The 22463-nt window shown below is 45.2% G+C and carries 21 protein-coding genes and 1 riboswitch; of the genes, 6 read left to right on the top strand and 15 right to left on the bottom strand.

From position 1 onward, the window contains the following. Window positions 1-16: 16 nt before the first annotated feature. The 3 genes from kdpA to ACEW8F_RS15800 are packed head-to-tail and all read right to left on the bottom strand — an operon-like array spanning window position 17 to window position 2180. Window positions 17-1699: a potassium-transporting ATPase subunit KdpA gene (gene kdpA / locus ACEW8F_RS15810; RefSeq protein ID WP_373484429.1), complete on the bottom strand. Its 1683-nt coding sequence runs from the start codon at window positions 1697-1699 to the stop codon at window positions 17-19. After that, complete coding sequence (locus ACEW8F_RS15805; RefSeq protein WP_373484428.1) at window positions 1696-1785, bottom strand: potassium-transporting ATPase subunit F; 90 nt, start codon at window positions 1783-1785, stop codon at window positions 1696-1698. Before ACEW8F_RS15805 ends, kdpA begins: the two co-directional genes overlap by 4 nt. A gap of 5 nt (window positions 1786-1790) precedes the next feature. Further along, window positions 1791-2180 (bottom strand): hypothetical protein, encoded by a 390-nt coding sequence (locus ACEW8F_RS15800; RefSeq protein ID WP_373484427.1) that lies wholly within the window; start codon window positions 2178-2180, stop codon window positions 1791-1793. Between the two features lie 470 nt (window positions 2181-2650). On the opposite strand from ACEW8F_RS15800, the gene ACEW8F_RS15795 reads away from it, so the two are divergent. Together ACEW8F_RS15795 and ACEW8F_RS15790 are read left to right on the top strand one after the other, a co-directional pair. Next, complete coding sequence (locus tag ACEW8F_RS15795; protein ID WP_373484426.1) at window positions 2651-3148, top strand: DUF6323 family protein; 498 nt, start codon at window positions 2651-2653, stop codon at window positions 3146-3148. After that, window positions 3141-4502 carry a DUF6179 domain-containing protein gene (locus ACEW8F_RS15790; RefSeq protein WP_373484425.1) on the top strand — a complete coding sequence of 454 codons (1362 nt, stop codon included), beginning with the start codon at window positions 3141-3143 and terminating at the stop codon, window positions 4500-4502. The genes ACEW8F_RS15795 and ACEW8F_RS15790 overlap by 8 nt, the downstream gene beginning before the upstream one ends. A gap of 2 nt (window positions 4503-4504) precedes the next feature. Here the strand turns inward: ACEW8F_RS15790 and ACEW8F_RS15785 are convergent, their stop codons facing one another. Continuing rightward, on the bottom strand, window positions 4505-5215 hold the full coding sequence (locus tag ACEW8F_RS15785; protein WP_373484424.1) for a flavodoxin family protein: 711 nt from the start codon (window positions 5213-5215) through the stop codon (window positions 4505-4507). 204 nt (window positions 5216-5419) lie between these two features. On the opposite strand from ACEW8F_RS15785, the gene ACEW8F_RS15780 reads away from it, so the two are divergent. From ACEW8F_RS15780 to ACEW8F_RS15765, 4 genes are all read left to right on the top strand, one after another. Further along, complete coding sequence (locus ACEW8F_RS15780; RefSeq protein WP_373484423.1) at window positions 5420-6073, top strand: TrkA family potassium uptake protein; 654 nt, start codon at window positions 5420-5422, stop codon at window positions 6071-6073. Next, window positions 6070-6735, top strand: a complete 666-nt coding sequence (locus ACEW8F_RS15775) for a TrkA family potassium uptake protein (RefSeq protein ID WP_373484422.1) — start codon at window positions 6070-6072, stop codon at window positions 6733-6735. Before ACEW8F_RS15780 ends, ACEW8F_RS15775 begins: the two co-directional genes overlap by 4 nt. 110 nt (window positions 6736-6845) lie before the next feature. Next, window positions 6846-8372 carry a TrkH family potassium uptake protein gene (locus tag ACEW8F_RS15770; protein ID WP_373484421.1) on the top strand — a complete coding sequence of 509 codons (1527 nt, stop codon included), beginning with the start codon at window positions 6846-6848 and terminating at the stop codon, window positions 8370-8372. Further along, the gene (locus tag ACEW8F_RS15765; RefSeq protein WP_373484420.1) at window positions 8357-8860 is read left to right on the top strand and encodes a hypothetical protein; all 504 of its coding nucleotides are present in this window, start codon (window positions 8357-8359) and stop codon (window positions 8858-8860) included. The genes ACEW8F_RS15770 and ACEW8F_RS15765 overlap by 16 nt, the downstream gene beginning before the upstream one ends. 153 nt (window positions 8861-9013) lie before the next feature. Here ACEW8F_RS15765 and lpdA read toward each other — a convergent pair whose 3' ends face one another. From lpdA to ACEW8F_RS15710, 11 genes are all read right to left on the bottom strand, one after another. Then, a complete protein-coding gene (lpdA, locus tag ACEW8F_RS15760) occupies window positions 9014-10399 on the bottom strand; it encodes a dihydrolipoyl dehydrogenase (RefSeq protein ID WP_373484419.1) in 1386 nt (461 codons plus the stop codon). A gap of 29 nt (window positions 10400-10428) precedes the next feature. Further along, complete coding sequence (locus ACEW8F_RS15755; RefSeq protein ID WP_373484418.1) at window positions 10429-11391, bottom strand: GTP-binding protein; 963 nt, start codon at window positions 11389-11391, stop codon at window positions 10429-10431. 10 nt (window positions 11392-11401) lie between these two features. Beyond that, entirely contained in the window at window positions 11402-12046 is a 645-nt protein-coding gene (locus ACEW8F_RS15750) for a hypothetical protein (protein ID WP_373484417.1), read from the bottom strand. Between the two features lie 4 nt (window positions 12047-12050). Next, complete coding sequence (locus ACEW8F_RS15745) at window positions 12051-12542, bottom strand: prolyl-tRNA synthetase associated domain-containing protein (protein ID WP_373484416.1); 492 nt, start codon at window positions 12540-12542, stop codon at window positions 12051-12053. A gap of 81 nt (window positions 12543-12623) precedes the next feature. Beyond that, window positions 12624-14447, bottom strand: coding sequence for an ASKHA domain-containing protein (locus ACEW8F_RS15740; RefSeq protein WP_373484415.1), 1824 nt, complete (start codon window positions 14445-14447; stop codon window positions 12624-12626). 77 nt (window positions 14448-14524) lie between these two features. Beyond that, entirely contained in the window at window positions 14525-15952 is a 1428-nt protein-coding gene (gene gcvPB / locus ACEW8F_RS15735) for an aminomethyl-transferring glycine dehydrogenase subunit GcvPB (RefSeq protein ID WP_373484414.1), read from the bottom strand. A gap of 2 nt (window positions 15953-15954) precedes the next feature. Then, window positions 15955-17274: an aminomethyl-transferring glycine dehydrogenase subunit GcvPA gene (gcvPA, locus tag ACEW8F_RS15730; protein WP_373484413.1), complete on the bottom strand. Its 1320-nt coding sequence runs from the start codon at window positions 17272-17274 to the stop codon at window positions 15955-15957. Window positions 17275-17298: 24 nt separating this feature from the next. Then, the gene (gene gcvH, locus ACEW8F_RS15725) at window positions 17299-17682 is read right to left on the bottom strand and encodes a glycine cleavage system protein GcvH (RefSeq protein ID WP_373484412.1); all 384 of its coding nucleotides are present in this window, start codon (window positions 17680-17682) and stop codon (window positions 17299-17301) included. A 19-nt stretch (window positions 17683-17701) separates the two neighbouring features. Beyond that, window positions 17702-18793 (bottom strand): glycine cleavage system aminomethyltransferase GcvT, encoded by a 1092-nt coding sequence (gene gcvT / locus ACEW8F_RS15720; protein ID WP_373484411.1) that lies wholly within the window; start codon window positions 18791-18793, stop codon window positions 17702-17704. Window positions 18794-18913: 120 nt separating this feature from the next. After that, a riboswitch (glycine riboswitch) is annotated at window positions 18914-18993 on the bottom strand. Window positions 18994-19037: 44 nt separating this feature from the next. Next, on the bottom strand, window positions 19038-20390 hold the full coding sequence (locus tag ACEW8F_RS15715; RefSeq protein WP_373484410.1) for a uroporphyrinogen decarboxylase family protein: 1353 nt from the start codon (window positions 20388-20390) through the stop codon (window positions 19038-19040). Window positions 20391-20448: 58 nt separating this feature from the next. Next, window positions 20449-22452 carry a hydantoinase/oxoprolinase family protein gene (locus tag ACEW8F_RS15710; protein WP_373484409.1) on the bottom strand — a complete coding sequence of 668 codons (2004 nt, stop codon included), beginning with the start codon at window positions 22450-22452 and terminating at the stop codon, window positions 20449-20451. Window positions 22453-22463: the final 11 nt, after the last annotated feature.

Below are 22463 nucleotides of genomic sequence, written 5' to 3'. Positions count from 1 at the left end.
TCAACTCCAATCAGCTTCATATTACGGCTGTAAAATAATCTGCAATCGGCCCTAAGGCCAATGCCGGCAAAAAGCTCAGCGCCCCGATTAACAGCACAATGGCAATCAGCAAACCGATAAACAGGGCATTGCTCGTCGAAAGAGTTCCTTCGGTTTTGGCAACCATCTTCTTATTCGATAAATTTCCGGCCAGGAAAACCACCGCCACCAATGGCACAAAGCGGACGATCAGCATGATCAAACCACCAACCACATTGGTAAACACGGTGTTGGCCGCAAACCCGCCAAAGGCGCTGCCATTATTATTGCCCATTGAGCTAAAGGCATACAGTATTTCTGAAAACCCATGAGGGCCCGAGTTTGTCAGCCAGTCACGGGCCTGGGGCATTACCACCGCCAGTGCGGTTCCCAGCAGGGTGAAAACCGGCGGAACCAGGACAATTAAACAGACCATTTTCATATCAAAGGGTTCGACTTTTTTGCCCAGATATTCGGGTGTCCGTCCGACCATCAGTCCGGCAATAAAAACGGTCAGGATCACAAAGCCAATCATGCCATACAGACCGCTGCCGACGCCGCCAAAAACAACCTCGCCGATCTGCATTAAAAACATCAGGACCAAACCAGCCAGCGGGGTAAAACTGTCATGCATGGCATTCACCGAGCCATTGGATGCCGCCGTGGTTGCGGTTCCCCACAACGCCGAGGTTCCAACCCCGTGAATGATTTCTTTGCCCTCCAGATTACCGGAAACCAGCACGCCCTGAACCAGCGGAGCACCAATGGTTTCGCTGATGGTCACGGCCGCCAGTGCGCCGACAAACAGGATCAGCATAACCAGATAGATGGCGCGGCCCTGTTTCACGTCTCCCACTGCTTTTCCAAAGGCTACACAAAGCGATGCTGGAATCAGCAGAATGGATAACAGCTGTAGAAAGTTGGTTAAGGCGGTGGGATTTTCCAGGGGAAAAGCGGAGTTCATCCCAAAAAAGCCGCCGCCATTGGTGCCCAACTGTTTGATCGCAATTTGACTGGCTGCCGGTCCCAGGGGAATGCTTTGGGTGATACCGGTTTCCAGTGCCACAATTTCGTGATCGGAACTGATTGTCTGAACAACCCCCTGGGAAACCAGCACCAGTGAAAGCACCAGCGAAAGGGGAATAAGTACATAAAAGCTGACTCTGATCAGATCTTTCCAGAAACTCCCGATTGTTGTTTTTTTAGTGTTGCTAAAACCTCTGATCAGGACAAACAGTACCGCGATTCCGGTTGCCGCCGATAAAAAATTCCATACCCCCAAACCCAATGCCTGGGTCAAATAGGAGAGGCTTGACTCCCCGGAATAAGCCTGCCAGTTGGTGTTTGACACAAAGCTGGCAGCGGTATTAAAGGCCAGATCCCAGGACGGCGCGCCCAGATCTTCCGGATTAAAGGGCAGACTGGCCTGGAACATTTGCAGTGCAAATATAAAGAACAGTCCCAAACCGCTAAACACCATCACCGCCAGAGCATAGTGCCCGGGACTCATCTCATCTTCCTCCCGGATGCCCATTAATCGGTAGATATAACTTTCAATCGGTAAAATCATCGGTGACAAGAATACCCGCTTGCCGGTCATCACCTTAAAAATATAGTTGCCCAGGGGAATTGAAAGAGCGACCAGCATTACCAGATACAGGCTGTCGGCAATGATACTCATAATTCTTCCCCCTTAAATAACACAACTATGAGATAGATCAGTAACATCAATGCAATCAGCCCTGAAATTACTAAGACCGCGGTCATCTTCATCACTTCCTGTCTTTTTTTCGCAGATGCCCGACATGATTTCGGTCATATTCAATAATATATAAATCTTCCTCTGACTGTTCCAGTTCATCCCCAAAATCAATATGTGCTTTTTTAGCCCGCTCGGCAAAGGTGGAGATTCTTTCCAGATTCCGCATCGCCGGTGTGTAGGCGGGATCCAGAGCGTTGGCAGCCCGATAGTGTTTATGGGCTAGATTATCTTCCTTCAATAATTCTTCCAGAATACCATACAGGTTATGCACCGCTGGGGAATGGGGATTTTCGTTCATGGCTTTTTTAATTTTTTCTTCGGCCAGAATATAGTCCCCCACTTTTAAAGCCTGTTTAGCTGAAGCGACATACTCTTCAAAGGCATTCATTTTATTCATCATCTTTTCCTCCTGAATTTATGTATTTCTTGGTAGTTTAATTATATTTATTTTGCAATTAATTTGGCATATTGAATCACCGTCAGAGAATAAAGATTTCATTAAGAAGTTGCCCTGTCGATCAGAATTGGGTGCCGATAACGCCTTACGGGATTTTTTTGCCGGCGGTTATAGCTAATCAGAACGCGCTCGTTTCTTTAGGCTCGTCTGATTGTACAGCAAATGTCTTTGCCTGCGAAAGCGAGCTTTCTCGTCAAAGTCACTTGCTACACTTTAACAAAAAAAAACAGGTGCCGTTTCTTAAACAACACCTGTTTTATACTAAAAATCATTGATTTATTCAGTTTTTCGTGATATTATTAATAACATACACGCAATTTACCCATTTTATTATTTTACAAATAAATGATATCACATATTGCCTGCTTTGTCAATATAGTTTATTTTTTTGTGTATCCCCGGGAGGTAACCATATGTCATTTGAACTAATGCTGTTTGACAATTTTCTGATCGAAAAACAGGCCGTTTCGGAAGTGTTATTATGCAATAACATTACGGTCGACTATGCGCTGGTGTTGTCCGAAGAACAGGCGCTGGAACTGGTTGAAACCCGCTCCTATTCGCTGAAAAATTTTGGCCGGGTCGAGTTCGGCGGCGGAATCATTGAAAAAGTAATCCTGACCTTTGCCGATACCCCCTACATCTCTCAATACCACTATGCCGAGTTCTTGAATGAACTGGTTGAGATATTTTATTATTTTAAAAATGAAACCCTGGATTTAATGAGCGATGATGATCTCATCAGCTATATGAAAAAATATTTTGACGGGGTCTGCCAGGGATCTCTGGATCAGCTTAAATTTCGGGAACTGGAGCGGATGGCTAAAAACGTTCGACTGGGACTGGATCCTGATTATAACGATCTTTATGATACCGAAAAATTGATGGAAGCAGAGGATGACGATGAATAGTATCAAAAAACAGACCAAAATTGATGTCGACAAACTGAGTGGCGAATTTTATTTTCAGTCGCTGCTCCAGGAGGCCTACGTCAAGGGCGCCCTGAGCGCCAAAGAATCCGAGCGGGTTCAGCTGGAATGTCTCAAGCTGCTGGCTGACTGTACCGAGCGGTTTACCAGGGGAAAAAGCAGCTCGGTTCGGGTTGAAATCGCCCAGGGAATCATGGCTTCCAACCTTTTTACCATCGGCATCTACCTTAAATCGCTGCCCGATGTGGACGCCGCCCTCTTTCATATTGAAAATGAACCGATTGAAAAGCTCTATGAATATGGCTATCAGGTGCTGAAGCGAAAAATAAACGTGGCCCATTATTTTTTTAACCGGGTTTGTAAAAGCAAACTCAAAACCGCCAATCATGCCTATAACATCACCATTGACCAGGGTTTTAAGCCCTTTTTTGAAAGCTATGAAATCAATTTTCATGCCCATGAAATCCCCAGCGACATCGACTATCAGCTGATCCATCCGGTTACAGATCTGGCCGGAGTTGAGTTCGTCATCAAATATCTGGAAAACCTGTATTATGAAAACTTGTTTTGTTCATATTTTAATGCCGATATCATCCATGAAGTGATGAGCGGTTATGATGAATCCTACAAAAATCTGCTCGATAATATCTGTGCGCAGGTTCTTCAAAACGCCCTGGGTTGCCAAATACTAAGTGCTCCACTGGCCCCCCTGGATTTTAGCCCGGCCGATCTCAACGCGCTGGATAAAAAACTAAAAAACCACCACCAGGCCGAGCTCCAAAGGCAATTAAAAACTGCAGCCCAGGAGCTGATCACCGATCTGGAACTAACCAATCCATCATTGAAAAAATACCTCATCGCCAGTCTCCCGAAGATCACCACCACGGTTTACAAGGGACTGGCCAGCCACTCTCTTAATATGGTTTTTGTGCCCCGTTATAATCCCAATATCAAGCCCCTTGTCCACTACAATATGGGCATTAAAATGGATGACAAGGCTTATCGGGAAATTATTACCGAATTTTTGAGCTGCCGCTTTTTCGACGATAAACTGGCTATCATCAAAGAACATATTAAAACTCTGGCCGATATGGAAGACCTGCTCATCGCCGGCGAACTGGAGTCCGCCGAAGCGGCGATGATCTTTGAGCTGCTGGAGGACATTGAGCTGGCGGTTCTGACCAAACGTCATCCCCTCCATCCGGCCATTGACGCCATTGATTTTTCAGCTTCCGAGATCCGGATGCAACAAAATCTGGATGCTTATATGCGCACACTGCCCCGGGATCGGCTGGCCAAGATTCTGAGCATGACAACAGCCATCGAAGTGGTCTGATGTTAAAAGGGCTTCGTTCCCTTTAACCAGCCATGGGCTTCCCAGTGATTACGATCGGTGGGATTCCAATCATTTTTTTTCATCATATTCCGCATTGCCTTAAAAACAATTTTTCTAAACAGAGGTCCGGAGCTCTGGTCAATATTCGCCACCGCTACGGTGGCTTTTTTGGCCAACTGGGCCATGTCTTTTTCAATTTGACCGCGCTTTTTGTCGGATATGTCACTCCATTTCATGGCCGCCACGGCCTGCTTACTGGAAAACAGTTTTTTCACACCCCAGAATTTCAGACTGTTCTGCATGGTTTTGGTGGTGTGGCTAAGGCCTGCTCCGGCAGTGGTGGCAAAACTGATCCCCACCTTATTAAACATCTTCGGATTAGGCCGGTGGCTGAGCCACATAAAACACAGATGATCCAGCAAGGCTTTTAACTGACCGGTAACATCCAGTGCATAAACCGATGAGGTTAAAATCACCAGGTCTGCCTCTTCCAAAGCAGCGACAATGGGCTGGATCTGGTCTGCATGAGGACAGCTGTCTTCTCCCTTTAGAAAGCAGGAAAAACAACCGCTACAAAAATTGGACATGTCTTTAGGCAGATAAAATTCCCTGACCTGGGTTTTTTCCAATTGCGCAATCTTTTCCAAAAGCAAGTCCTTACAATGCCAGGTGCTACCATGGCGCATGGTTCCATTGATTACTGTTATCTTCATTTTCTATCCCATCCCTCTCTTAAACTAACGCCTGTCTGCCTCATTATAACGAAGGATTGTTAACTTTTCAACGCTTATCCATTAATATTAAATTTATATATGACATCAACATCTTTATACAAACTTTATAGGAACTGTGATAATTTTTTTGTAGGATAAATAATATATCATCCTATATCTCAGCTTCATATTTAGGAGAAAATCATGTATATCATTATTATTGGCTGCGGCAAGCTAGGCAGTACATTAGCCAAAGAGTTATCCATCACTGGATACGACATTTCCGTCATCGACCATGACAGCGAAAAATTGAATGTTCTGGGGAGCAGTTTTAACGGCTCCAAATTTAAAGGCATTGAATACGATAGCGATCGTTTGCTTGAAGCTGGAATCAAACGGGCCAATTTTGTTTTGGCGGTAACCGCTGATGACAATATTAATATCACGGTGTCACTGATCGCCAAAAAAATCTACCATGTGCCCCGAATTATCGCCCGCATCGGTGATCCCAGCCGAAGACATATTTATGACATGCTGGGCATTGAAACCATTTGTCCCACCCAGTTGGGGGTGGAGATTCTTAAACGGAAGATCTCCGAAAAAAATGTCGAAGTGCTCGCTGTCATCCAACAGCACACTGAGATTATTGAATTGACGGTCAAAAAGCACAAGCCTTGTACGGTAAAAAGCATCGAAGAAAAATACCACTGTATTCTGTCCGGCTTAATAGTGGCAGATACCTTTGCTTTTCCTGAAAAAGATGAACTTGTTCCCGAAGGCGCAAAAATTATCTGCACCGTTTTGAAAAAGGACAAGGATAAACTTATTGCATCACTGGCAAAGGAGATGACAAGATGAAAACAATCATTATCGGCGGCGGGAAGGTCGGCTACTATCTGGTCAAGACCCTAAAAAAAAGAGGCTATCATGTCGTCTTAATTGAAAGAAACAGTGCGATTTGCCAGAAAATCGCCGAAGACATCGACGCTGAAATAATTTGCGGCGACGGTACTGATCTGGAAGTTTTAAAAGACGCCGGCATTCAGGAGGCTGAGATCATTGCTGCCGTCACCGGAACTGATGAAGAAAATCTGGTGATCTGCGAAATTGCCAAGGTCAGTTTTAATATCAACAAAACAATCGCGCGGATCAATAATCCCAAGAACATTTCGATGTTCAAAGCGCTGGGGGTGGATAAGACCGTTTGCAGCACCGAAGTGATTGCCAATCTTATCGAATATGAATTTGACAAGGATAATTTTAAACTGATCCATACCTTCGAACGTGGCGCCATGATTCTTGTGGAAATCATCATTCATACCGATGACCGGTGGTCCAATCAATTTATCCAGGACATGGATTTGCCTGCCGAATGCGTCATCACCTCCATCCTCAGGGATGAAAAAGTCATTTACCCCCGAGGTGATACTCAGTTCTTAGAAAATGACAAGGTGCTGGTCATTACCAATATGCTTGCTTTAACAAAACTAAAAAAATATCTATACCGGGGAGGAAAATAGAATGGAATCAAAAAAAACCGAACTGATGGGACTGATGATAGAACTGTTGTCGATATCAGGCTATATTCTGCTGTTTTTTATTCTGACCCTGGTGTTGATCTAGACTTGCCATGAATGCTTTTAAAGGACGTTTTTACAGTATCTTTATCATCAGTTACTATACCGGTTATGTTATTCTGGGCATCGCCCTGCTCATGGTTCTCCCCATTTTAACAGCCCTGCTACTGCAGGAATGGAATCCCTTTTGGGACTTTGTCATTACCATGGCCGTTTCTGTTATTCTGGGTCTTCTCCTTATTTTGATCGGAAAAGAGACCCGCCTCAATAAAAGTTTTGTCCAGTGGAAACACGGTTTTGTGGTGGCATCACTTTCCTGGATCATTTTGATGTTTTTGTGTGCCATTCCCTATTTGCTCAGCGGTCATGTCAATTCGATTCTGGATGCCTGTTTTGATGTCATGAGCGGTTTTACCACTACCGGCATGGTGTTGACCCAGGATCTTGATCATATCTCGCTCAGTTTAAACATGTGGCGTCATATGCTCACCTTTATTGGCGGTCAGGGAATGATTGTACTGGCGCTGACTTTTTTACTTAAAGATACCGGCGGTGCCTATATCTTTTATGTCGGGGAAGCCAAGGATATCGACCTGGTCCCCAATGTCAAAGGCACGGCCCGGATCATCTGGAAAATCAGTATGGCTTATCTGTTCATCGGAACTGCCGCCTTTTGGCTTATCGGAATGTCTATTGGTCTTGCTCCGCTGGCGGCTTTTTTTAACGGTCTGTTTATTTTTGCATCATCCTGGAGCACCGGCGGTTTTGCTCCCTATACCCAGAATATGATGTATTACCACAGCTTTTCTTATGAGAGCCTGACGATCATCTTTTTTATTCTGGGTTCACTGAATTTTGGCCTGCATTATGCGATTCTTTCCGGTAATAAAAAAGAATTGATCAAAAATATCGAAACCCAGAGCTTTTTTATCACCTCGTTTCTGGCCAGCGTGCTGGCCGTCTTGTGGCTGGCCCGGACTGGTGTTTATAATGATGCTATCGCCATGTTTCGACGGGTTGTGTACAATGTCTTATCCGCCCATACCACCACCGGGTTCGGTTCGGTTTATGCCCGACAATTCGCGTTGGAGTGGGGTGACTTCGGCATCCTGATTCTCGTCATTGTGATGCTGATTGGCGGCTCGGCCTGTTCCACCGCCGGCGGTTTTAAAGGACTGCGGGTTGGCATCATTTTTAAAAGCATCCTCGCCGATGTGAAACGCTTGTTGGCTTCGGAACGTAAAGTCAAGGTCTTTCGCTTCCATCACATTAAGGATCAGATTCTGGAAGATGATCTGGTCAAGGCATCGGCCTTGATCATCATCTGTTATCTGATCACCTTTGCCCTCGGAACCTTAATTGGCACCTTTTGCGGCTACCCGTTGGCCAGCGCGGCCTTTGAAGCTGCCTCGATTACCGGCAATGTGGGCTTGTCCATTGGCATCACCGCCCCGGACATGCCGGCGATTATGAAAGTCTATTATATTATTGCCCTGTATCTGGGTCGACTGGAATTCCTTTCTGTTTTCGCCCTCATCGGCTTCGTCATCGGAGGCATAAAAAAATGTTGGATAAAATAATGAAAGCACTGATTCTTACGGTGAGCCTGCTTTTCTGCTTCAATGGAAATGTATTGGCCGCCGAGATGATCGAGTTAAATCAGCTGGTGGAAAATGCCGAAGCAATGGACGGTCAAACCGTTACCGTCACCGGTGAAGCGATTGGTGAAGCGATGGAACGGGGCAATCACGCCTGGGTCAATATCAATGACGGTACCAATGCCATGGGCATCTGGATGCCTCTTGACGATGCCCAGAGCATTAAGGTCTTTGGCAACTATAAACATATCGGTGACCAGCTACAGGTCACCGGCGTGTTTAACCAGGCCTGTGCTCAACATGGCGGCGATGTCGATATTCACAGCGATTCCATCGCGGTGGTGACGCCCGGTTATGCCACTGTCGCAGTCGTGTCATCTCAAAAAATCATCATCGGCATTGTGCTGGTATTTCTGGCTTTGGTTTTTGGCCTTATCTATTTTAAGTTCATAAAAAAAAGTGATGGCTAAGTCATCACTTTTTAATTTACTATTTTCCCATGCCCTTTCACGAACTATCTGAGCTTGTGAACAATTCAAGATAAGCAGATCCTGCTATCAGCTATGATTTTAGCTGGATACAATTCGTCTTTCATGCGAAGATGTTATTTTTTTTACAAAATTTTATAAGGTTCCTTCAACCTTATTGATAGATTTTCCGCAAACGTCATGAAGGGCCTCCATAATGGCTTCGGACAAAGTTGGGTGCGGGTGGATCACATCCCCCAGTATTTCAGCCGTTAACCCAAGATGAACTGCCATGGTTAACTCTGCAAGTAAATCGGTCGCCTCAGGCCCAACTATTGAAGCTCCGATAACTACATCGTTTTCATCCACAAGAATTTTAATCTGTCCCTGAATTTTTCCGATGATTTGAGCTTTTCTCAGTGCTCTAAAATCAAAACTGCCCGTTTTGTAAATGATTCCGCGTTGCTGTGCTTCTTTTTCTGTTATCCCTACCGCGGCAACCTGCGGATCGGTATACACACATCTGGGTATCGCTTTATGAACTCCGGCTTTATTTTTTCCCAACATATTTTCTGCGGCAATAATACCTTCTTTCGCGGCGACATGGGCCAAAAATGGGGTGTTAATCAGATCCCCTACGGCATAAATTCCTTTTACGCTGGTTTCCAGTGACTGATCAACTACGATATGACCCTTATGATCAGCCTTAATTCCCACTCCTTCCAGGTTGAGTCCCTTTGAATAGCTGGATCGTCCCATCGAAAGCAGCATCATTTCGGCGTCTAAAATTTCACCATTTGTTAATGTTACCACCACCCCGGAGTCCTGAACATTCACCTCCGCAACGCCAATTGCAGTAAGCACTTTTATTTTTTCCCGTTTTAACTGCCGAAGCAGTTGTTTCGCTACACTCTTGTCCTCGGTACTTAAAATCTGGTCGGCCATTTCCACAATCGTTATCCGCGTCCCCAGACGACTAAAAAACTGCCCCAGTTCACAGCCGATGACCCCACCTCCCACAACAATCATGGATTTTGGTGGCGTTGTTAACGCCAGTGCCTCGGTGCTGGTAATCACTTTTTTACCGTCATAACCAAACATTTCCGGACAAATGGGGACTGAACCAGTCGCTAATAATATTTTATCACTCACTAGCTTTTCAACCCCGCCATCACTCTGTTGTACTTCAACCGTTTTAGAATCAATCAGTTTGCCGCTACCGCGAACCAGATTAACCCCATTCGATTCAAAAAGAAATTCAATTCCCTTAACTAAACCAGCTACCAGCTTGTCTTTTCGTTCAATAATTTGCTTTAGCTCAGCGGTCGTATGATCATTAAGGACGCCAAACTTCGCGGCTTCCAATGACGTCACCAAAACATCTGCTGAAGCCAATAACGCCTTGGTCGGAACACAACCAATATTTAGGCATGTTCCACCAACCACATTTTTCTCTACAACCGTCACTTCTGCACCTAATTTTGCCGCCATAATGGCCGCCTCATACCCCCCCGGGCCAGCACCGATAATGGTAATTTTCATTTTTAAACCATTCCTTTTATTTTATTTGCCTATATCTCAATGGCTATTTCGCCGAAAAAATATTTCCACGACCGCAAGAGATCGCTGGTCATTTTAATTCCCACCGAAGATATAAACACCAATTCTGTTTCTTCAATAGGCTGATGCCAGGGGTTTATCACTGCATAGTCATTGACACAGCTTATTTCAAATACCCCTTGTGTGGTCTGGACAAAACCCTTGATGCGATGGGTCGAAAACTTGATTTCCTGAAGAAAATCTCTGAATTTTTCAAAATCAAGTATCACTTTCGTTTTTAAAACACTGGTCTTCGGCCGCGACTCCCAGGTATTTTTTGAAGGCCGGATTGCCATTTGCAGGCCATTCATACCCACAACCATTTCCCGGATGGGTACCATGCAAAAAGATGTTTGACGGATAGTGGCATCCGGGTTCGTTTTTCTGATTTTTGCTTCGATTTCCACCAGTGTTTTCGGTGTTTGCAGATCTGCCTTATTAATGATCACCGTATTGGCATAATACAACTGCTTTTCAAGCGCTGGTATGACCTCAAACTGCTTCAGAAAATAAAAGCCATCAACAATACAAATGGATCCCATATAATGATAGGCAGCCCCGGAAATTTTCGTGACGGTTTTCAGAATCACGCCCATATTCGAAGGATCGGCAACTCCCGATGATTCCACAAAAACAATTTCCAGATCCCGGTTTAAGAACTCAGCCAGACCCTTGATAAAGTTTTCTTTTAAACAGGCGCAAAAAATGGAACCATTGGTCAACTCAATGAGGTCAAAATCTTCAGTTTGAATGAGTTTCCCGTCAATACTGTTTTCCCCGAATTCATTCATAAGTACGCCGATCCTAGTATCATCATATTCTTTGAGCAGTCTTTTCAGCAGGGTAGTTTTTCCTGAACCTAAAAATCCGGTCAGGAGAATAAGCTTCATCCCCTTTTGCTGATTATTGCCTGGCAAATTATTTAATGGACACATTTTTCACCTCTTAATTGGTGCTTTTTTGAAAGTTGCAGGACGTCTGCTGACACCGGCTACAGTCGTGATCGTTTAAACTGCATTCCAGACCTTGGCCCGCCCCGTACACATATCCCAGGGTTTTGGATGGTTTATACATATACTTTTTGGTAACTTCGATCTTTTGCACCATAACATCATTTAAACTATCCAGAATTTCTTTCTGATAGGTGAGGCAGATTCCTTCATCTCCTGGGGAATAGCGTCGGGTCAGGCCAAAGCCCATCTTCAGGTGGATATCTTCCCGAATGCAGTGATAAAACAGTTCACTTGAATCAAATAGCAGCTGATTGGCCATGGCATCCAGCAGCAGCCCTTTAAATGAATCATTATCCTTAAACATTTCCGTACTTCTTTTGCTGATAGCGTCACCCAGCGTGATCAGACAAAAAACCACATGGGTCGGAGATTCCAAATCCAGATGAAAATCCTTACCTAAGGCGTTGGTTTTTAACTGATAGTATCCCTCCGGTTTTACCAGCTGTCCAAACTCCAGCAGTAATTCTTCATAAACATCCAGATAATAATCATAATGGGCTGAACCTTCATACAGATTCAGACTCCTGAATATTTGCTGCCGATCAATGTTTGTTTCGAAATCAAAAAATGCTTTCATTGGGCTATATCTTAACAAACTTCACAGGATTGCCGCACTGCTCCAAGAACTTTTTCAACCCGTTGGTCGCAAAATTGATGGTGGCTGTATTATCATTGGGGTGGCAGTTGATCATGGCGTGTTTCATCATAGCTTCATCAATAAAAACCTCCACATCATTTGCTTCATTATTAATCACACCAAAAACCGAAACAGCTCCAGTTGAAACCCCCAGATGCTTTTGAAGGCGCTCTTCAGAGGCAAAACTCAAGTTGCTGACAGCAATGCTTTTGCCGAAATTCTTAATATCCACTTTTTTTGATTCTTCCAGCACCACCAGAAAATGGCGGTTTCCTTTTTTATTTCTTAACAGCAGATTCTTACAGTGGGCACCTTCCAGTCCCTCAATATATTGTTCAAGCTCCTCACAGGTATAAACCGGCGGATGATTGATAACCTGATAGTCTATTTCCAGTTGGTCCAGAACTTCAAAAACTTTTTGGGCATTCTCACTCATTGATTTTTCCTTTCTATTCAACAACTATATAGGCCATTGCGAAATTGCTCACAAAGCGCATGGTACTTTAATGCTTACCTGCTAAAACCGCATGGCCATCATATATTCATCCTGAAAATCGGGACTCATTGACAATTCGATATGGGTGGCCGAACTGGCCAGCATTTCAGCCTCATTGCGGGACTTCATCGATAGCAACGCCATACTGGCCCCGGAACCGGCGGCATTACCGACGCTGTATATTTTATCAATTCCAATATCTGGAAGCAAACCAATTCTCAGGGCGCTCTGCTTATCAATATAGTTACCAAAGGCGCCGGCAATCAGAATCCGATCAACATCATCCATTGAAAAGCCGTTGTGTTTAACCAGCGTACACATTCCTGCCAACATCGCCGCTTTTGCCAACTGGACTTCACGAATATCGCTCTGATTAATCAGAATAGTCCGGCCATTGTTCTGATAAATCACAAATGCCATTCCCTGGTCCGATTTGATCAGTCTTGCACACAAGTCTTTTTCAACTCCTGCTTCAATGGCTTCTTCTTTGGTAATCATCCGGCCATTTTTGGTAATTATCCCCACATTCAACAATTCTGCAACTGCATCGATCAGCCCTGATCCGCAAATTCCGACGGGTTTATCCGCGTCGATGATTTTTAAGATAACCTTACCTTCTTTAATTTTTACACTTTCAATGGCACCTTCTGCTGCCCGTATGCCGTGATGAATGCTTGCGCCTTCAAAGGCCGGCCCTGCAGCCGTTGAACAAACGAGTATTTTACCATCATGGACAAAAGAGACTTCGCCATTTGTTCCAATATCAATGGCCAGAGTAATCCCTTTTAGCTTATTGATATCCGTGGCCAACATCCCGGCGACAATATCCGATCCCACATGTCCCGCAATATTTGGCAGCACATAAACATTGGCCAGAGGATTAATACCCAAGCCCAGCTCTTTTGCCACCCCATTGACGCCTTGACAGTAAACTGGCGCAAATGGCGTCCGAGCCAGGGATTCAGGATCAACGCCCTGGAAGAGATGGCTCATGGTCGTGTTTCCTACTACGGTCACATCATAGATATGTTCCGCCTCAATGTCAATTTTTATGGTGAAGGTCTGAATCATCTCATTAAAACATTGGATGATCTTTTTCTGCATAAATAGAATATTTCCTTCCCCTTCTTTCGTAAACTGAATCCGCGTTATTACATCTGCTCCAAAATTGCTCTGCGGATTCGTCCTCGCCTCAATATCGATCAGTTCACCGGTATTGAGATTCCAGAGCAAGGCAACCACCGTTGTGGTTCCAATATCAAAGGCAAGCCCATAATGACTCTCTTCCGTGTTGCCAGCCTCCAGCGCAATCAGCTGATTGTTTCTCAGCACCGCTGTCACTTCTCCCTTTTTTTCCTGCAGCATGGAATGCAACTGCGGCAACAGTCGTGAGTCAATGGTCAGCTTTTCAACTTCAAGGGATTCTTCCAACCGTTTCAGATCATTTTTTTGATACTTCATGGTGGCTTTTCTAACCTTGACATGGCGTTTAAATAGCCGAATATCGGGTTTAAATCCGGCGGGCAATGGGGCTAAATCTTTTTTGCGACCAGCTGTTCCGCCATGCATTAACGGCACTTCAACAACCATATCAGCTTTTGCCATAGTTTTGCAGGCCAGTCGAAAACCACCCTCTACTTCTTCAACGGTCAAAATTTTTTTCTCAGCAGGATCCAATTCATCCGGTTTTCCTTCAACAATCCGCACCTTGCATTTTCCACAGCTTCCTAATCCATTGCAGTTGCCATCAATAAGCATGCCGGCTGCCGCCGCTGCCTCCAGCAAGGTAGTATTTGGAGGTACATCGACTGATTTTTCCCCAGGTTGGAACAGTATTCTCATCATAATATCTCCTGTATTAAAACAAAAGAACCGCTTTTAACAGTTATTCCAAAAGAAGGTTCTCCGGTATTTTGTCATCTTTAAAATGAATATCTCAGTTTTGGGTTTCTGGCGGCATTCAATTCATCCAAGCGTCGGACTGCTTTTTTGATGGGGGCCTGTTGCAATGCTTCGGCATTTTCATGCGCCTGTGTATGCAAGCATTTTAGGATGCTGACGGCATGATCCAAAACCTCCTTAGACTCGGTTTCAGTGGGTTCAACCATCAACGCCTCCTCAACAATCAACGGAAAATACATGGTTGGCGGGTGGATATCATTATCCAGTAAGCCTTTTGCAATATCCATGGCAGAAATGCCGGTTTCTTTTTTTAATTGTGCCAGACTCATCACAAACTCATGCATGCAGGTTTCCTTATAAGCCATATCATAGCAGTCAGCTAGTTCTGCCATCATGTAGTTGGCATTTAAAACTGCATGCCGGCTAGCCTCCGGAATTCCTTCCTTACCCAGCGTCAGCATGTAGGTTAACGCTTTTACCACAACCAGGAAGTTCCCGTAAAAACTTTTGGTATTGCCAATCGATTTTTCCGGCTTGCAAAACTGAAAATATTCTTTACCGGTAACCATCAGTCCCGGTAAAAATTCTTCCAATAAGCTTTTGCAGCCCACTGGTCCGGAACCTGGTCCCCCACCGCCATGAGGGGTCGAAAAGGTTTTATGCAAATTAACATGGATCACGTCAAACCCCATATCTCCCGGCCTGACGATTCCCATAATCGCATTGAGGTTCGCCCCATCGTAATAGTTCAGCCCGCCGGCCTGATGTATAATTTTCGTAATTTCAAGGATATTTTTATCAAATAACCCCACCGTGTTGGGATTAGTGAGCATCAGCCCGGCGGTATCTTCACCCACCGCCACTTTCAATTTTTCCAGATCAACACAACCATCTGCCATCGAGGCAATGCTGATCACTTCAAATCCGGCCATGGTGGCGCTGGCAGGATTGGTACCGTGGGCTGAATCAGGTACGATTATTTTTGTTCGCTTTAAGTCACCCCGATCTTCATGGTAGGCCTTAATCAGCATTAACCCGGCAAACTCGCCATGAGCACCGGCTGCCGGCTGCAGCGAAAAGGCATTCATTCCGGTAATTTCACACAAACAATTTTCGGTCGTTTTCAGCACTTCCAGACAACCTTGAATCGAGACTTCCGGCTGCAAGGGATGAACGGATGTAAATCCAGGCAACCCCGCAATTTCTTCATTAATCCGGGGATTATACTTCATCGTGCATGATCCCAACGGATAAAAACCGTCATTGACGCCATGGGTTTTTTTCTCCAGTTCGGTGTAGTGCCGACTCATATCATTTTCGGAAAGCTCGGGAAGATGCAAGGCTATTTTGCGGCTTTGATCCTCTGGTAGTTTTACAACCGGCACGTCACATGCTTCAAAGAGGGTCAGTCCCCGTCCCGTGATGCTTTTTTCAAATATCAAACTCAACTTTATACCTCCTTGAGAATCTGGATCAGTGTATCGATCTCATCTTTGCTATTCATCTCGGTACAGCACCAGAGAATGTGTCCCATATGCTCTCCCGTCAACGGTAAACCGCCCAGAATACCATTATCTGCCAGCGATGCCATGATTTTCTCCGGTTCTCCTTTTGCCTCCGTAACAAATTCATTAAAGAACGGTTTGTCAAAAACCGCCGCATATCCGATTTCTGCCAGTTGCTCTTTGAGATAAGCAGCCTTTGACATACTTTGAATTGCCGCTTCCTTTAGTCCCCGGGGCCCTACCGCTGTCAGATAAACTGCGGCTGTCATCGCACATAATGCCTGATTGGAACAGATATTACTGGCTGCCTTTTCCCGGCGGATGTGCTGTTCTCTGGCCTGCAACGTTAGCACAAAGGCCTGTTTTCCTTCCAGGTCAGTGGTTTCTCCCACAATTCTGCCCGGTAATTTTCGGGTCATCTCGGCTTTACAGGTCATAAAACCCAGATACGGACCGCCAAAACCCAATGGCATCCCCAGTGGCTGACCTTCGCCTACGGCTATGTCTGCCTGGCATTCTGCCGGTGTTTTCAGAACTGCCATGGCAATGGGGTTAACCCCCATAATCAATTTTCCATTAACCGTGTGAATCAGCTGACTAATTTCCTCAGCCGCTTCTATGATCCCAAAATAATTGGGTTGTTGGAGATACAGGCAGGCCACCCCATCATCCAATTGTCTTTTCAACAACTCGATATTGGTTTCCCCATTTTTTTCCGGAATCACCACCACTTCCATGCCATTTCCGTGACAATAGGTTTTAATGGTTTCAATGACACCCGGATTAGCGGTGGCCGACACCAACGCCTTATTTTTTTTTCGTGCTTTGCACATGGCAATCGCTTCTGCGGCGGCCGTTGCCCCATCATATACCGAGGCATTGGAATCGTCCAGACCGGTTAATTCGCACATCATCGTCTGATATTCAAAGATGGTCTGTAGAATGCCCTGACTGACCTCGGCCTGATAGGGAGTATAGGCCGTCAAAAATGCTTCTTTGCCAGTAATTGACTTAACAATAGCAGGAATATAATGTTGATAGGCTCCGGCTCCCCGAAACAGGGATTTAAAAACCCTGTTTTTTTCGGCCATGGCTGTCATTTTCTTATGAATCAGCGTCTCAGACAGACCTTCCGGTAAATCAAGACCACCTTTGATGATCATTTCTTCCGGTATCTGACCAAATAGGGCATCGATTGAATCAATGCCAATAGCCAGCAGCATTTCCTTTTTTTCGTTCTCAGTAACTGGTATGTAGTTCCCCATTAATCTTCCTCCTTGATCAGTTGCTTAGTGTTTGACTGTTTCGATGACTTGTTCGTAAACTGCAGATTCCAGCAATTCACCTTTTTCTGTAATCTTTTCCAGTTTAACCAGCCACACTCCGTAGGGGTCTTCATTGATCAGTCCTGGTGAATCCAGCAGCTCTTCGTTGACCTCCAGAACCACGCCGTCAACTGGAGCATAAATATCGGCAACCGATTTTACCGATTCCACTTCTGCAAAGCCCTTTCCAATTTCCAGAGTGTCTCCAATTTCCGGAAGTTCCACAAAGACTATCCCGCCCATTGCATGTTGGGCAAAATCAGAAATGCCAATGGTTGCAGTGCCATCATCTTCAAATTTAATCCACTCATGGGATTTTGCATAAAGCCGATCATTTTGTATATTCATTTTCTTTCCTCCTATTTACTTACTGCTGACCCTTTTTATAAAAAGGCAGGGCTACAATTTCTGCCGCCACTTTTTTCTGGCGCACTTCTACTTCAACTTTTGTGCCAATCTGAGTACAGCAACTATCTAACAAAGCCATTGCAATGGGATAACCTAAGTAGGGACAATGGGTGCCGGAGGTAGTATGGCCCACTTCGACCCCATTGAGTAAAACCCGTTGCTGCTCCCGGACAATCCCTCGTCCAATTACTTTCAGTCCAACGCGCTTAATCGCCGGGGTACCTTTTGCCGTTATGGCCTTTTTGCCGATAAAATCTTCTTTCGTCATTTTTACCGCAAAGCTGAGACTGGCTTCCAAGGGATCAACTGTATCATCCATTTCATGGCCATAAAGGGGCATGGCCGCTTCCAGCCGCAGGGTATCTCTGGCTGCCAGACCACAGGGAATCAATCCCTCTGCTTGCCCGGCTTTCAGTAACGCATCCCACATTTTAGGGCCATCCGCTGCTGCCGTAAAAATTTCATAGCCATTTTCCCCGGTGTAGCCAGTCCATGATACAATACAGGGGATGCCAGCTACCAGGCAATCAAAGACTGCGTGATAGTATTTTTGCGGGATGTATTGAGCTTCCGTTATTTTAGCAACGATCGCCGGCGCCATGGGTCCCTGGATCGCCAGCTGGGCAACTGCTTCGGAAATATCTTTAAATTCAACGGCGCCAAATTGATGGGCTACCAGCCAATTAAAATCCTTGTCTTTATTTGCCGCATTAACAACAATGTAATAATCATCTTCGCCGCGTTTATAAACAATCAAATCATCCACCATACCGCCATTTTCATGACACATCGGGGTATAGCGGGCCTGTCCCACAACCATGTCGGTAAAATCATTGGTCATGATCTGATTCAGATTCTTGAGCGCATCTTTTCCTTGACAGGTTACTTCGCCCATGTGGGATACATCAAACAGTCCGGCCTTGGTACGGACGGCTATATGTTCTTCAATGACGCCTTGTTCATATTGTTCAGGTAAAAGGTAGCCGGCAAAAGGAACCATATTTCCTTGATGCTGTATGTGCTTATCATATAAAGGGGTTTTACGTTCCATTTTTGTTCCTCCATTATTTTTATGAATTGACCGCCATCACTCTTTGCCTCTGTCCTTTTACCTGAAAGATTCCCATAGTTTCTGGTTGCTTCTTCGGTACACCATTGTTCTCCAGAGTTTCGTCCAAATTTGATCCTTTTGCCTGAGAGTTTTCGCATTTCACCTTCGGCGCTGTTTCCAGTCTCTCTCAAATTCTTCAACCGAACTAGTTTAGCTTTGTGTATCCATTCATTTTATTTGTTTTTTATGACATTAATTCCTTGATTGCTGCAATCAGCTCTTCCCGTGGCGGAATAATTGAAGACCAGCGCACCTGTCCATTAATATAAATGGAAGGTAAATGCAAAACGCCCATTTTTTGGGTTCTGGCAATGTCTTCTTTGCGATTGTATTTATACTCGGCCATGTCAAAATCATCGCCCATAATATCCTTCACCTCTTTTACCGCATTGACCATATAGGTGCAGGCGGCACAGGTATCGGCATCCAGGGTAAATAATTCGACAAAGGGCTTGGTCAGGGCATCGTAATCCGGCAACTCGATATCCATTAAGGTTCCTGCTGCTTCGTGATTTTTGACCATTTCCCGGGAATCGTCAGTATGTTTAATGGCTTGAACGCAGGCAATGGTATTGTCGACCGGAATTTTAAAGGGCATATCACAACCCGGACTGATGACCAGATTGTGATGGTCAATGCCATCCATCATATCTACTACATATTTCATATTATCCAGCTGACTTCCAAACAGCATCACCGTGGTTAATGGAATATTTCCGCAGATGGTGACATTGTATTGATCGGTGATTTTTTTCGCTGCCACAATATCCACATTTTCATCAATGGAGATCCCATCAGCCCGGGAGCGCGCCATCACATCCATTTGATTGGTAGCATCACCGCAGACAAACAGACAGCTTAAGACACCCATGTTTCTGATCTCATCAAAAATCGCCTGGAAAGAAGACAGAAAATGCTTTTCAATGGCTTTTGGTGAAATCTGACTGATGATCGGGTCCACCACCGCAATAACGTCCATCCCGGCGTCAACGTAGTATTTAGCCAGGGCGATGTTGACTTCGGCACAAAAAGCTGCCAGTTCTTCGGCATAGCTGGGATCAGAAATAATATCCATAAAGAAATCAGTCCCGCGCAAATGGGATGCCAGGGTAACCGGCCCACATAATAATCCGTACAGGGCGGTATCATCACCTACTTCTTTTTTCATCCGCTCCATGACTTCAATTACCATTGGTAACCGGCCATCGGTTTTCTGGGGAATCTTGCATTTGCAGGGAATGGTTTTTTCTTTACGCAGGGGGTGCTTTACCACTGATGGCGGATTTTCATCGGCCCACATCAGCTTGCAGCCCAGAATTTCAGCTTCGATTTGAAGGTCAAAGACGATCGGCATCCCGTCTGGGGTATAGAGCTTATGGACGTTCATCAAGGCATCAAAAAGCTTATCCCCATCGGTCAGTATTTCGGTTGCGGTATAACCTTTCATATAGGCGGCGTGAACACCTGAAAATGGAACCCATGCCACCTCATCAACTTTTTCATGTCTGAGCGTTTTTAAAACCGTTTCTTTTCCCATTTTAGTCCTCCATTTTGCTTATCGCTTATTTTTAGTTTGATTTTTCAGTTTAATTTTTTTAATTTAATTTTAAATTGCCGCTGGCCGTTGCAATGACCTTATAGCCCATATACAAAGAGCCAAATTCGGTGTCGACGACCATTTCTTCATCCCTGTAAGTGAGGGTCAGATTGTCATCCGCGCCGCGATTAATGGCTTCTTCTTTAACCTTTTCTTGCGCCAGTGCCTGCGCTACCAGCTTGGCTTTTTCCAGTTCCTTAAAGGACTGCCGTTCGCCGCGACCATAAACCACATAATCATCCATCTCCTGATTGTAGGACACATCAATGGTCACCGTAGCACTGACCTTGCCGATAACTGCCCCTAAGGCATTGGCCACCTTTGAATACTCCGACGAATACGCCTGAGTGCCGAGCATTCTGGCCACATCCTTTAAAAAAATATGGGTTGGAGCACCCACCCCAATCAGCGCTGAAGGGGTGGAGAGCTGGCAGCCAAAAAATTCAGTGCTGCCGGTTTCTGTTTTAGCCCGTCTAAAATTATCATTAATGATGCTTTCCAGTTGTGTTCCCAGGCCAGCTGCCCGGATATCCGGGAAAGCATCTTCAATCATAATACGGACAATGTTAAAATAAAGCTTTCGCTTTACCTCATCATAAATCTGCTCACCCAGCTCCTCGGGCTGAACACCCAGCGAGCGGGCCATAATATTTACCCCATACTCTGAGGCTTCACGATTATACTTGTCAAAATCGCCTTTGATATGCATGACGTCAGTGGGGGTCACCCCACAGCGAATCAGAATTCCTTCTCTGACCATTCGCTCAATTTGAGAATTCAGGACGACTGTTTCAAGTTTTTTCCCTAAAGCTTCCAGACTCATGGGATTTTTATAAAGATTCCCGGCAATGGTCTTTTCCTTACTTGAATAGGCTGGCCGATCAGCGATGTTTTTTAAGCCCAGATAAATTTCTTTTTGCTGATTACGATAAAGGGCCCGACTGTCATCTTCTTTTTTGAGATAGTTTACCAGTGTCGGAAATTTTCTGGCCGCAATGCACAGCGGCATGACCTTTTCATTTTCCAGTACCAGCTTACCATCATCAATAATGACGCCGCTGTCACCGCCAAGGGCAAAGGTGTCAACAAACAGTCCTTTGACAAAGGTGTCCCATTTACCGATCCGGACTCCAGTTTTCACCCGCTGGGGCACGCCCGCTTTGACAAAGGCGATATCGGTTGTTGTGCCACCCATATCGACAATCATCGAATTTTCTTCCCGGGATAGTGCAACGGCCCCCATGACGCTGGCCACTGGTCCACATAAGAGGGTTTCCACCGGTCTGGTGGCCGTAAATTTCTCGGTCATCAGGCTGCCATCACTACGGACAATCACAAAGGGGGCTGTGATCTGCCGCTCTGCTAACGCCTTTTCAACCGACCTCAAAAATTCTTCGATGACCGGAATTAACCGGGCATTGAGCAGCGCACTGGCCCCCCGTTTGACAATGTTATTTTCTGAAAAAAGTTCATAGCCGCAAACCGCCGGAATACGCAGCTGCTCCTTAATCATCGCATGAGCCTTTTTCTCAAATTGAGCTCCGGTTTTTTTGGCGTACATTTCCACAAGACCGACAGCATCACAGGATTCAAAATGATCCCTTAATTTTTCCTCAAAATGCACCCAATCCGGCGCCGCCACGATCTTCCCGGTGGGTTTGGTTTTGCTGTCAATAAAGCAGAGACTGTCATCCATGGTTAAGCCATAATTACTGCCGACTTTAAAAACCGTTTCGCGTTCGATTCCGAATAAAACCAGCTTTGCCCGACCGCCCTTATTTTCAACACAGGCGTTCGTTGCCAGGGTTGTCGATAAGGCAATCACTTCGGCCTGCTCCACACATTCCCGGGGTAATTTATCCAGCGCCTTACCAATCCCGATGGATAAGTCTTCTTTGGTGGTTAAGGTTTTTCCATAGGCGATGATCGTTTCGTCTTCAAAATTATATGCGACGACATCGGTGCAGGTGCCGCCGGTATCAATTCCAATTCCTATTTTCATTTCGCTGTCCT

Origin of the sequence: Acetobacterium sp. (assembly GCF_041752335.1) — a bacterium.
Classification (GTDB): domain Bacteria; phylum Bacillota; class Clostridia; order Eubacteriales; family Eubacteriaceae; genus Acetobacterium.
This window is presented reverse-complemented; position numbering and strand designations above follow the sequence as displayed.